Source organism: Aquimarina rubra, assembly GCF_042684305.1.
Lineage (GTDB): Bacteria > Bacteroidota > Bacteroidia > Flavobacteriales > Flavobacteriaceae > Aquimarina > Aquimarina rubra.
The window spans coordinates 1,188,459-1,200,750 of sequence record NZ_JBHULE010000019.1 but is presented as its reverse complement, the minus strand read 5'-3'; the positions used below and the strand labels follow the sequence as shown (position 1 = coordinate 1,200,750).

Here is a 12,292-nt window from a genome sequence, read left to right as displayed (position 1 = left end):
TTAAAAAAATATTAAGCTTTAATAAATTCAAATGTCATTGTTAACCAAGTATCCATATCCTTTCTCGACCTTTCCACTTTCATTTTAAAAAAGGTTCCGTAAAAACCTGAATGTAAATAATTTGCAATTTCCTTAGCGGTAAACCTATCAGTAATTTCTCCTACTTCTTGTCCTTTTCTTACCACATCAGCAATCAGGTCCAGCCACTGATCAAACTGCTCTTTTGTTTCTTCAGCTAAAACATCATATAATCTTCCAATCTCATTTCCCATGTTATTAATTAAACATCCGCTACAGAAATTGTCATCTTCATTATAACCAATTAATATTTTATAAAAAGATTTCAGGGTATTTATTGGGCTTTCCTTTGATTCTTTAAATATATCGTCTAGCCATTTTCTATTTCTTTCTCCATAATATTGGATTACTTCTCTGGCAAAATCTTCTTTAGATTCAAAAAAATTATAAAAAGATCCTTTTGGAATACCGGCTTCTTTTAATATTTGATTGATTCCTACGTGATGATATCCATTTTTTCGAATCAACTGATAACCTACTTCTAAAATATCTTCTTTATTATGCTTATATCCCATTTCGGAGGTAAATATAGAAAAAAAATCCAAAATAGACCAATCGGTTTAATTGTTTCTTAATTATCTCATGCTTCAAAAAAGTACCCTGCCTCCTTACTTACCACAAGTTTGTAGGTTTTTTATTTCTTCTGTTATAGAATTTAACGATTCACTATTATCTTTAAGTAAAACGTTAATTGTTTATCAAAGCATATACTAATTAAAATCATTTTTTGTTGTAGCAATAGTATCATTAGGGTAAAGAAAAGTCCCTTATTTTCGACACCATCCGATACTAAACGTAAAATACAATTTAATAGAGTGATTAATTGTTAAAGCCTTTGGTGAACATACCAAAGGCTTTTAGTTTTTAGTTGCAACGAGATTCCCTATTTTTGGTCTATTATTGAAAATCTTATGATGAGATCTCTATTATCCATATTATTTATAATCTCTATCATCTTTATTGGATGTAAAAAAGAGAATACTTCTGTTGTAAGTGAGGAAAATAAAATTGTGAAACTTGACAGTTTATCACAAGAAAAAGCTGATATAGAATTACTAAAACTTTCTTCCAAGGCTTCTAAGGAGCTAGAAAGCTTTGAAGACTTTCAGAATCTTAAAAATTTAATATCCTCTCTTCGCGAATCAAATCCTTTTCATATTAAAAAATATGCGGATAGTGTTGATTTGTTGGTGCAAAGTTTCAAAGAGAACTTATCCGAAGATTTAAAAGTGAACAACATAAAGTCTAGAATTGCTGTTATGGCTACAGAATCAGGGCTATTAATGCAACTTACACAAAAGAAAAATCAAGATCCTCAGCAACTCATGGACGCCAATATAAGATTGCTAACTTCTTACAATAGTTTAGTTATTCAACTAAATGAATTATCATTAGCCATACCGGAAGATATCGAAAAAGAATTGCTTAAAGAACGGGATATCCTGAGAGATTCTATTTTGAACCCGGAAGAAAAAAACATAGAAATTGAAGAGTAAATTACTTATGAAAAATATTATTGTTTTATTATGCTTTATGGTCACGATTATCTGCAATTCTCAGACCGATAGCACATCAATTACAGATGCTAAACAGAACATCAACCGGGTTTTAGAGCAATGGCATAAAGCAGCTGCGGATGCATCTTTTGATTCTTATTTTGGGCTTATGACAGAAGACGCTATTTTTATTGGTACGGATGCTACTGAAAACTGGGATTTAAAATCTTTTAAGGCATTTTCTAAACCTTATTTTGACAAAGGAAAAGCCTGGAGTTTTAGCACATTGGAAAGAAATATTTTTGTCAAACCCGAAACTAACTTTGCTTGGTTCGATGAATTGTTAGACACACAAATGGGGATCTGTAGAGGAAGTGGAGTGTTAGCAAAAACCACTAAGGGTTGGAAAGTAAAACACTATGTCTTGTCTATTGCTATCCCCAATGAGAATGTAAAAGAAATTACTGCTCTAAAAAAAGCCTTTGACACTAATTTAATGAAGGAATTAAGAAGTAAACCAAACTAAAACAAGGTTTTTCTAAACTCTTCAAGATCTTCGTAACATCTCATAGCGCCATTATCTAATAACTTTTTTCGATTCTTACCTCCAATCCCAACAAAATCTAAGGATAAGCTCTGGGCTGTTTTAAGATCCCAAAGTCCATCTCCTACAGAAACAATATTGGTAAATTCTGATCTATTATAAAAAGCTTTTGCTCTTTCTATAGCTTCCAAGACGAACCCTTCTCTTGGCTCATGCGTTTTGGAGGTTGCTAATAATGACTCATCATACCAAATATCACATTGTTTCAATTTCAAAATTGCTGGCTTTGGTAATGCTCCGGTAGCAAAACAAAACGGAATCGATTTCTCCTTAAAAAGTTGAATTAAAGATTTAGCTCCATTAATCTCTTTTACAGGATCAAATAAGAGCATCTGTTCAACCAAAGTACTCTCGAAATCTTCTATTAGATCATCCGAAAACTGTTTATCAAAATTACGCTCAAAGTTATAGCGTAATGCATAACTATCTGTATGATGTTTATAGTTATTATAGTCTGTATCAATATCCTTAATTCCTAAGCTTCTCATTGCTTTGGTCACAGATATTAAATACATAGGAACACTATCTGTTAGAGTTCCATCAATATCAAATATGTATAATGTATCTTCCAGAAGTATCGTTTTTGTTTATAAGGAATACTTTAATGACAAGATGAAGTTTCTTCCGGCTCCAGAAATACCAGAAGAATAAGGCCTGTAACGCTGATCTGTAATATTTTCAACGGTTAAGGTAGCCTCTAAACTTTTAGTAAAGTTATATCTTGATCTTATATTAAGTATATACCAAGAAGGAGAATATGGATTCCCATTTTCATCAAGAGCATATAAGAAGTCATTATTTTGTTGTGATGGTGCTAATTCTTCAAAATCAAACTGACCGTTGTAAATGGCAGAGAAATCAATCATCCACTTAGTATTGGTATACGTAAGGTTTACACTACCAAACTGTGGAGCCACATGTCTTGATGGTGAAACAGATCCATCATCAAGTTCTTCCTCTCCACCCGTAAAAGTATATTTTGAAGAAAAATTAAAATTCTTCGCAAAATCATAACTCATTCCGGCCTCAAATCCATAAATCTGAGCATTCGCTGCATTTTGAATAGCTTGTACATTGCTTAATTCACCACCAAAAAGAATCTCTGTTTCACCATTCAATGCAAAATCTCTGCGCACCAATGCGTTATCCAGTTGAGTATAATAAGTCGCTAAATCAATCTTAAAACCTTTACCCATGTTTGCCGTTACACCGATTTCGCCATTGTATGCATATTCTGGTTCTAAATCAGGATTAGGCACTACTACAGAACCTGGCTCTGAGTCAAATATTTTGCCAACATCATCGATATTTGGTGCTCTAAAAGCTGTTGAAAAATTTAGTTTCCATTGCAGAATATCATTTGGCAACCAACTGATTCCGGCAGTTCCGGTAAAGGCTTCTGTGTCCAAGTTTGCTTCCGTAAATGGAAAGTCAAAAAATGCATCATCAAACTCTGAATAAAGAATGATTCTATTGTACCGTATACCTCCCTGAAATCTTAATTTTTCACTTAATTTACTTTTCAAACTCGCATATGCTGCTATAGATTGCCAGGTGGATCCATCTGGATATCTAGATGGGGCAGCCACCATTTCGTTAGTAGAAATATTTAATTCAGACCCATCAGAAGACACTTGATTTAAGATATACTCTAAACCATAATATACTGTTGTTTTATCATCAAATTTTTTTTCGAAATCAAGATTAGCAGAATACGCATCCACATCTTCTTTTGTTTTTGATAATATATCATCACCAAAATCACGATCATTTCTACTTTCCTGAAAATTTTGATACGCAGCTGTAAATTTTACTTTATCATATAAGCGGTTTTTCCACTTGTTTGTTAGTTGAATATTTCCCATTAACCACTTTTGAGGGCCATAATACCACTCTGCATATCTTAAATTACCATCTGTACGACGAATCAAACGATCATATCTGGGATAATCTGATGTTTTTGTATAAATAAACCCGGCATTAATATCCCATCTTTCGTTAGGGATAAAATGTATCTTCTGCAAAAAATTAACTTGATTATATCCTGTGAAAACCTGGGTTTCCGGATCATCATTCTCAAGTACTGTATCGACACCATCAACAATCTCCACATATTCATTCCGCAAATAATCATCCGGGCCATGACTTCCCATTTTAAGATCATCAAAATCGGTATAGCTTACACTTGTTAAAAATGCCCATTTCTCCAGCCCAATATTAAAATCGATATGACCTGTTTTTTCGTTACTTGCACTTGCATATCTTGCTATTGCATTTCCGCTTAATTTATTTTTACCGCTAATAGCAAATTTAGGTTGAGCAGTATAAAAATTCATTACTCCTCCTATTGCATCACTCCCATACACCACTGACCCTGGGCCCAATATTACTTCAGTTCTATCAATAGTAAAGGGATCTATAGATATTACATTTTGCACATTTCCTCCTCTAAAAATAGCATTATTCATTCGGACTCCGTCTACCGTCAGTAACAATCTGTTGGTAGAAAAACCTCTAATAATCGGGCTTCCTCCTCCTAGCTGACTCTTCTGTATAAATACCTGACCACTACTCTGTAAAAGATCCGCAGAAGTTTGCGGTGTAGAAAAAGCAATCTCATCTGAAGTGATACTAACAATTTTCTGGGTAACATCTTTTTTGTCTTGCTCCCATTTAGAAACAGAAATAACGACTTCTGACAATTGATTTTCATCAATTTCCAGATATACTATATTTCGGGATGCAACAATCTGAGATTTGGTAAAAGTAGCTGTAATGTGAGAAATGTGTTCAAAATATAATGTTTCAGACTCAGAAAACCCAGAAATATCAGCTACTCCGTCAAAATCGGTAAGTACTGTGAGTGATTTTGTTTCGTTATAGATTGTAACACTTGGAATAGTTTGACTATTTGATCTACTGAGTACTGTTATACTCTGTGCAGTAGTATCAGTGATAAAAAATAAAGTGAATACAACAACTATAAATAAGCGCATTACCTAACTAAAAATTTCGTTCAAAATCGAAAATGACTTCGGCTTTTTAAAACCGTGCAAATGTAGCTCAAAATATACTAATAACATGGTAAGTATGTCATTTCTTAATGTTCTGGACATTTTAATATTCATACTCTCTTCAAATGTCGTGCCCAAAAATTCCTTGAATACTAAAACGCTAGATCCTTCAATGCAATAAATATTGGAAGTATCGTCCTGAAAACACCCCTCCTGCATGTTGAAAATAGATAAAGATATATCAGAAACATCTGGATAAAAACCCAAATACTGTGTAAGTTTTATTAAAAATGCAATATGAAAATTACTGATATTATTATGCGTGTCCAACCATAAAAAGGTAGTTTCTAAATAATGAAAAAGTTCTTCATTTGTTTCTTCTTCCTGAATTGTATTCTTCAATACTTCTGATAGAAAAAAAACCAATGAACTTTTTACAAAGTCAGTATGTAGAGATTGATAAGGAATCAGGACTTTAGCTTCTTTTATTCTTTCTAAAGTACCTTTGTTTTTATGGTTAGCTTCAATTTCCAGTAAAGTCAACGGTTGAAATAAAGATGATCTGATTTTTCCTCTTTTAGACTTTAATATACCTTTTAACAAATAAGAGCGTAACCCACTTGTTTTTGTTAATAATGAAACTATAAGATCACTTTCTCCGTAACGCAAAGAATGAATCACTATAGCCGAAGTATGAACAATCATTACCTAACAATCAATAGCTTAGAAACCGTCGTTTCGGCCTGATCTTCACCGGTTATAAGAATCAGATAAACTCCAGAGGCTACTTTGTGTCTTCCGAAAGCAGTTGTATCCCACTGGATACTTCCGCCTTCACTAATCTCTTCATATACTAAATTACCTTCGATATCAGTAATTTTAACATTAGCTCTGCTGGTCAATCCTTTTATGGTGACTCTACCACTAAACCCAGGTCTAACTGGATTAGGGAATGCCACTACACTATCTAGGTTACTTTCTGGTCCGGTTGCTGTTCCTTTAAATTCAAGTATTCCTTTCCCGGTAGCAAAATAAACAGAACCTGTAGAGTCGTCAACAGAAATATCCCTAACATTGTTTGTGGGTAATGGAGAATTATCTGCAGTGAAGTGAGCCAATGTCTCTTGCCCGTCAGGAGAGAAATGAAATACTCCCGATGATTCAGTCGCAACCCATTTATTATTAGATCCATCCACCTCTATATCGTTAATTGCTTGCTCAAACAAAAGTTCTTGAGGAACTCCTTCGTCATCAAGAATAATAATCTGACTGGTTCTAGGGTTATTCTGCTGAAATACTCCTGGGGTGTTAAACAACACTCTGATCCCTCTTAAAGTACCTATCCAAAGTTGATTATTCCTATCCACTTCTAAAGCCGTAATATAGTCTCCAGGAAGATTAGCCTGCGCAGCTCCAACTAGTTTAACTAAATTTCCTGTATTAGAATTATATCCTATTACTCCAGAGTTGAAACTTCCTAAAAACAAATTTCCATCTCTGTCAATCACAGTATCTGAAAATCCCAAATTACTTAGAGGATCTGATATCAAACTACTTAAATCTACATCAAAAGTTTGTGTTGACCCTGGAGTAAATCTCTTTAGACCATTATCAACCCTAGAATTACTGATCCATAAATTTCCTTCATTATCAAACACAGAACCGTTAAGAAAGACCGCAATATTACCGTCAACAAACGTTTCAAATCCACTATTAGAATTGTCATATAAATTCGTTGCTTGATTATCATTGATTTCTAATAAGCCATCTTTAAAGCTACTTATAAAAACCTGATTTTCATCATTAGGATTTACGGTAATATGGGTTAAAGAGGTTGCTCCTAACACTTCATCCTTAGAAATATTTAACCATCCATCCGCAGACAGTTTGCTTATTCCTCGCTCTCTAAGAGGAAATGGGTTGAAAGTTGAATTATACTCACCAAAAACCACCCACAGATTATTATTAAATGCCTCTATTCTAAAGGCAAAATTATTCAAAGGCCCCCCTGGTGATACCGGTGTTTTAACATTTGAGTTCCCCAAATCAACTTCTAGTAAACCTCTACTCGCTGTACCTAAATATACACGATTGCTTAATGTTGATGCCGCATTAAGCAGAAAAGGATCTTCTACACTAGTTGTAATTGAAGTTACCTCTTGAAAGCTTGGGTTAAAAATGGAAACCCTATCTGAAGTAACCACCGTTAAACCGTCTGAGCTTGCAGATGCATCTAGTATATTAGAAGAGGCTGTAACAACAGTAGTTAATAACGCACCATCCAATCTTCTGACTAAGTTATTATTTTCCCATACCAAAATTTGATCATTGAAGAAAGTAATTCCATTATAACCGCCTGGAACAACCGTTGTCCATTGGTTGAAATCAACCAAATTGGGATTATTAACATCTGCACTCAATATCCCATTACCAGTTGTGGTTGCATATATAGAATTATTGGATACCACAGTACCTGTGATGTTTATTTGTGATCCTGCTGGTCCAACAAAAAATGTATCCCCAAATTCAATTCTTTCTAAATTAAATTCCACGATTCCAAATCCTGTAGAAATATACAATTTATCCTCATTCTCAAAAAAGTTATTAATTCTCTTTTGAGTTGGTGGTATGGTCGGCTTATCTACAATATCGATAAACGTTCTTACCTCATCATCTATTACTAATTCTAACAATCCATTTTCATAGCCAATTGCTGTTATCTCGTATATCGAACTGTGATAAATAGTGCTTATAGTCTCTCCTGATAATCCATTTACGGTAGAAACGGGTTCTGAGGTTCTTGTATCTATGTCGTAAATAAAAACTGCATTTTCAGAGGCAGCATAAACTTTATTTTCGATTGCATAGGTATCACTAATTTGAAAATAGGAATAATGCCCAGTCCATTGATTACTAAAATCCTGTGAAAAAAGACATAATGGGAAAAAAAGAAGTAATAATAGTCTGAAGTATCGCATAATTTTTTGAGTGATATTAACTCCGCTTTGATAACACGCTAAAATACTAATTATTGCCTTTAAATAATGAAAAAAGCCGTTCTATTATAGTAAGAACGGCTTTCAATATTATTCCTTATTATTTTTAAATAACTCCTTGTGCTAACATAGCATCAGCCACTTTTACAAAGCCAGCAATGTTTGCGCCTTTCACATAGTCGATATAACCATCATCATCTGTTCCATATTCAACACATTTTTCGTGAATATCGTTCATTATCTGTTTTAGCTTGTCATCCACCTCTTTTCTTGTCCATTTAAAACGCAATGAGTTTTGAGTCATTTCTAATCCTGAAGTAGCAACTCCTCCTGCGTTAGAAGCTTTACCAGGAGCAAAAAATATTTTTGCTTTATGAAAAACTGCTACCGCATCAGCATCGCAAGGCATATTGGCTCCTTCACTAACACATTTGCAGCCGTTATCTATTAACATCTTAGCATCGTCGCCATTTAATTCATTTTGAGTAGCACAAGGCAATGCAATATCACATTTCTCGCCCCAAGGTGTTTTTCCTTTATGAAACTTAGCAGAACTATATTCATCCGCGTACTCACTTATACGACCTCTCTTTTCGTTTTTAAGTTTCATTACAAACTTAAGTTTCTCTTGGTCGATTCCATCTTCGTCATAAATATATCCGGATGAATCCGACAGCGTAACCACCTTAGCCCCTAATTGGATAGCTTTTTCTGTGGCATATTGTGCCACATTACCTGATCCAGAAACTAAGACAGTTTTTCCTTTAAAAGAATCATTTTTAGTCTTTAGCATATTTTCTGCGAAATATACTGTACCATAACCCGTCGCTTCTGGACGAATCTCAGATCCACCCCAACTTAATCCTTTTCCCGTTAAAACTCCGGTAAATTCGTTACGCATTTTACGATACATTCCAAATAAGAATCCTATCTCACGAGCGCCAACTCCGATATCACCAGCGGGTACATCCGTATTAGGGCCTATATGTCTAAAAAGCTCACTCATAAAACTGTGACAGAAACGCATGATTTCATCATCGGACTTACCTTTTGGATCAAAATCAGATCCACCTTTACCACCTCCCATAGGAAGCGTAGTCAAACTGTTTTTAAACACCTGCTCAAAAGCAAGGAATTTTAGAATACTCAAATTTACTGAAGGATGAAAACGTAATCCTCCTTTATAAGGACCGATTGCAGAATTCATCTGAATTCTATATCCTCTATTTACGTGTATTTCTCCTTTATCATCCACCCAGGGCACACGAAACATTATGGCTCTTTCTGGTTCTACCATTCTCAATAGAATGTTTTTTCCATTATATATTTCTTGTGTAGCTATATACGGGATTACAGTTTCCGCAACTTCCTGTACCGCCTGTAAGAACTCTGGCTCATGGGCATTACGAGCTCTTACTTCTTCCATAAATGCATCTATTTTTGCTTGCATATGTTAATAGGATTAAAAGATTCTTATTCAAAGGTTAATTTAACGTGTCAAATATATGATATTATCAAAAATATATATTCATTTTTTTGAATATAATAATCTATCCGATAGCTTGTTCTAAATCTGCTATCAAATCATCCTCATCCTCAATCCCTACGCTTAATCTAATTAAAGAATCAACCACTCCTGTTTTCTCGCGTTCTTCCTTTGGGATAGAAGCATGTGTCATACTTGCCGGATGCCCTGCCAAACTTTCTACACCTCCTAATGATTCTGCTAATGTGAAAATTTTTAAATTTTCCACAATTCTTATTGCCTCATCAAAATTACTACCTTTTGTTACAAACGATATCATACCGCCAAATCCATCCATTTGTGCTTTGGCAACATCATGATTAGGATGATCTTCGAATCCTGGCCAATACACTTTTTCAATCTTTGGGTGGTTTTTTAGGTATTTAGCAATTGCTTCTCCATTTTCACAATGACGCTGCATACGAACATGTAATGTTTTAATACCTCTTAACGCTAAGAAACTATCCTGAGGTCCACAAACGGCTCCGCTTGCATTCTGAATAAAATATAATCGTTCTGCAATCTCATCATCTTTAACAATCAAGGCTCCCATGACCAAGTCACTATGTCCTCCTATATATTTTGTAGCACTATGCATTACTATATCGGCACCAAGATCCAAAGGTCTTTGTAAATAAGGAGTTGCAAAGGTATTATCAACAGCCAACAAAAGGCTATGTTTTTTTGACACCTCAGCTATTGCCTTGATATCAATGATATTCATCATTGGATTTGTCGGAGTTTCTACCCAAATCAATTTGGTATTCTTATTTACATATGCTTCAACTTTATTAGCGTTTTCCATTCCTATAAAATGAAACTTGATTCCGAAATCCTCAAATATTTTGGTGAATAGTCGATATGTTCCTCCATATAGATCATTTGTAGAAATCACCTCATCACCTGGTTTCAGTAATTTAATAACAGCATCAATGGCAGCCAATCCAGACCCAAAAGCTAATCCGTGCTTTCCATTTTCTATACTAGCAAAAGCATTTTCCAATGCTTTTCTTGTTGGATTGTGTGTTCTACTATATTCAAATCCTTTATGTCCTCCCGGTGTTGTCTGAGCATACGTAGAAGTCTGATATATTGGAGGCATTACCGCTCCATAAGCAGGATCGTGTTCCTGCCCTCCGTGTATTGTCTTTGTATTAAATTTCACTATTTTAAACTTTCATAATAATTCTTAATTTTTTAACGTTCTTCTAACCAAGTTTAATTTTTTCTATTTGCAAAAATGAACTTATACATTATTATGTTAAAAAACTGAACAAATGTATGATTTAATTCGTTCTAATCATATTTCAATGAATACCTTTAGTAGATGATTAACACAAAACCTAACAACGGACTAAAGTTTCTTTTTTGCCTAATCATACTGGTGTGTTTTTATGGCTGTCAAAAGAATGAACCTCTGACCTTTAAGAAGCGTACTATAGCCATCGATGACTTTTATGACTGCCTCGCTGTAGATTGCGCAATTACTGAAATCTTTCTGGTAGAATGTTTAGGTGAAAGCGAAATTTCAAACAGTGTTAATAAGGAAATTGAAAAAGCTGCTTGCGCAGCATTACATTTAGATGAGGACTCCTCCTTGAACACTATAGAGGAGGCTCTTAAAAGTTTTAATACATCATATCAAGAAATGAAAAAGGAATTCCCTGAAGAAACTATTCCTTATGAAGCCAGCATAAATAGTGACATCAGTTTTAGAAATACAAATCTATTATCAATATTAGTGGATTCGTATATTTTTACCGGAGGAGCTCACGGAAGCGGAAATTCAAATTTCGTAAACATAGACTTGGAATCCGGTAAAATCGTAGATAACAAAAAGCTATTAAAAGATTACAGAGATTTTTCAAATTTCGTAGAAAAAATATTTAGAAAAACTCATTCAATCCCTGAAAATCAATCTATCAATAGTTCCGGATTCTTTTTTGAAAATGATATTTTTAGCCTTCCTATTAATATTGGCCTAACAGATACCCATATCATTCTTTTATACAATCAGTATGAAATTAGTTCATATGCGGAAGGACCGATTGAATTGAAACTTGATAAGCAGGAAGTTAAAGACTATTTTGCAGTAAATATACTACAGTGACTTTTTAAGTGCTAAGACATAACCAAGATGGATTCCTTCGTGAAAGTTATTGAAGTTAACCGCATCTTTTACAGATCTTATTACAAATCCTGTACTTGTTGGATATTCTTGATACTCTTTAAAAACATTAGCTTCTATATCTTTTTCGGTTTGATCCACTGTAGTAAAAAGAAGCTCTTTCACCTTTTCTACGTCTTCTGCGCTTGCAAATCCTTCAGCTTTTGTACCCTTGCGATATGTATTGACCATTTCATCATCAACCATTAAGGATAATCCACTTAACTTATACACAAGCAACTGTTGGGTTACAATCACATGAGCAATATTCCAAATAAGATTATTATTAAATCCTTCAGGAACTTTATTAAGATCCTCTAATGAATAATTATCCATTATTTTAAGCATTAGCCTTCTATTAGTTCGGGTAATTTCTAACTGATCTTTCATATGTATATAGTGAATGTTCTTA

Annotated in this window: 11 protein-coding genes; 3 read left to right on the top strand and 8 right to left on the bottom strand. The window is 34.1% G+C overall.

Going from position 1 to position 12,292, the window contains the following annotated elements; genetic code table 11:
* Window positions 1–11: 11 nt before the first annotated feature.
* The gene (locus tag ACFSR1_RS13925; protein ID WP_378293488.1) at window positions 12–593 is read right to left on the bottom strand and encodes a TetR/AcrR family transcriptional regulator; all 582 of its coding nucleotides are present in this window, start codon (window positions 591–593) and stop codon (window positions 12–14) included.
* 396 nt (window positions 594–989) lie between these two features.
* Here ACFSR1_RS13925 and ACFSR1_RS13920 point away from each other — a divergent pair, with 396 nt between their 5' ends.
* Window positions 990–1,574 carry a hypothetical protein gene (locus ACFSR1_RS13920; RefSeq protein WP_378293486.1) on the top strand — a complete coding sequence of 195 codons (585 nt, stop codon included), beginning with the start codon at window positions 990–992 and terminating at the stop codon, window positions 1,572–1,574.
* A gap of 7 nt (window positions 1,575–1,581) precedes the next feature.
* The gene (locus ACFSR1_RS13915; protein ID WP_378293484.1) at window positions 1,582–2,100 is read left to right on the top strand and encodes a nuclear transport factor 2 family protein; all 519 of its coding nucleotides are present in this window, start codon (window positions 1,582–1,584) and stop codon (window positions 2,098–2,100) included.
* On the opposite strand, the gene ACFSR1_RS13910 is transcribed toward ACFSR1_RS13915, so the two are convergent.
* From ACFSR1_RS13910 to ACFSR1_RS13885, 6 genes are all read right to left on the bottom strand, one after another.
* Window positions 2,097–2,732, bottom strand: a complete 636-nt coding sequence (locus ACFSR1_RS13910) for an HAD family hydrolase (protein WP_378294511.1) — start codon at window positions 2,730–2,732, stop codon at window positions 2,097–2,099. The two genes, ACFSR1_RS13915 and ACFSR1_RS13910, sit on opposite strands and share 4 nt — an antisense overlap.
* Before the next feature lie 33 nt (window positions 2,733–2,765).
* Window positions 2,766–5,174, bottom strand: coding sequence for a TonB-dependent receptor plug domain-containing protein (locus ACFSR1_RS13905; RefSeq protein WP_378293482.1), 2,409 nt, complete (start codon window positions 5,172–5,174; stop codon window positions 2,766–2,768).
* A 3-nt stretch (window positions 5,175–5,177) separates the two neighbouring features.
* Window positions 5,178–5,897, bottom strand: coding sequence for a DNA repair protein RecO (recO, locus tag ACFSR1_RS13900; protein ID WP_378293480.1), 720 nt, complete (start codon window positions 5,895–5,897; stop codon window positions 5,178–5,180).
* Window positions 5,897–8,170, bottom strand: a complete 2,274-nt coding sequence (porZ, locus tag ACFSR1_RS13895) for a type IX secretion system anionic LPS delivery protein PorZ (protein ID WP_378293478.1) — start codon at window positions 8,168–8,170, stop codon at window positions 5,897–5,899. Before porZ ends, recO begins: the two co-directional genes overlap by 1 nt.
* A gap of 124 nt (window positions 8,171–8,294) precedes the next feature.
* Complete coding sequence (gene gdhA, locus ACFSR1_RS13890; RefSeq protein ID WP_378293476.1) at window positions 8,295–9,638, bottom strand: NADP-specific glutamate dehydrogenase; 1,344 nt, start codon at window positions 9,636–9,638, stop codon at window positions 8,295–8,297.
* A gap of 100 nt (window positions 9,639–9,738) precedes the next feature.
* Window positions 9,739–10,878, bottom strand: a complete 1,140-nt coding sequence (locus ACFSR1_RS13885) for a cystathionine gamma-synthase (protein WP_378293474.1) — start codon at window positions 10,876–10,878, stop codon at window positions 9,739–9,741.
* 162 nt (window positions 10,879–11,040) lie between these two features.
* Between ACFSR1_RS13885 and ACFSR1_RS13880 the strand changes: the two genes are divergently transcribed.
* Window positions 11,041–11,823 carry a DUF3298 and DUF4163 domain-containing protein gene (locus tag ACFSR1_RS13880; RefSeq protein WP_378293472.1) on the top strand — a complete coding sequence of 261 codons (783 nt, stop codon included), beginning with the start codon at window positions 11,041–11,043 and terminating at the stop codon, window positions 11,821–11,823.
* Here the strand turns inward: ACFSR1_RS13880 and ACFSR1_RS13875 are convergent.
* A complete protein-coding gene (locus ACFSR1_RS13875; protein WP_378293470.1) occupies window positions 11,815–12,270 on the bottom strand; it encodes a DinB family protein in 456 nt (151 codons plus the stop codon). The genes ACFSR1_RS13880 and ACFSR1_RS13875 overlap by 9 nt on opposite strands.
* Window positions 12,271–12,292 lie beyond the last annotated feature (22 nt).

Bases quoted from the DNA above. Each gene is read 5' to 3' on its own strand.
- ACFSR1_RS13925 (WP_378293488.1), bottom strand. From the start codon at position 593: ATGGGATATAAGCATAATAAAGAAGATATTTTAGAAGTAGGTTATCAG.
- ACFSR1_RS13920 (WP_378293486.1), top strand. From the start codon at position 990: ATGATGAGATCTCTATTATCCATATTATTTATAATCTCTATCATCTTT.
- ACFSR1_RS13915 (WP_378293484.1), top strand. From the start codon at position 1,582: ATGAAAAATATTATTGTTTTATTATGCTTTATGGTCACGATTATCTGC.
- ACFSR1_RS13905 (WP_378293482.1), bottom strand. From the start codon at position 5,174: ATGCGCTTATTTATAGTTGTTGTATTCACTTTATTTTTTATCACTGAT.
- recO (WP_378293480.1), bottom strand. From the start codon at position 5,897: ATGATTGTTCATACTTCGGCTATAGTGATTCATTCTTTGCGTTACGGA.
- porZ (WP_378293478.1), bottom strand. From the start codon at position 8,170: ATGCGATACTTCAGACTATTATTACTTCTTTTTTTCCCATTATGTCTT.
- gdhA (WP_378293476.1), bottom strand. From the start codon at position 9,638: ATGCAAGCAAAAATAGATGCATTTATGGAAGAAGTAAGAGCTCGTAAT.
- ACFSR1_RS13880 (WP_378293472.1), top strand. From the start codon at position 11,041: ATGATTAACACAAAACCTAACAACGGACTAAAGTTTCTTTTTTGCCTA.
- ACFSR1_RS13875 (WP_378293470.1), bottom strand. From the start codon at position 12,270: ATGAAAGATCAGTTAGAAATTACCCGAACTAATAGAAGGCTAATGCTT.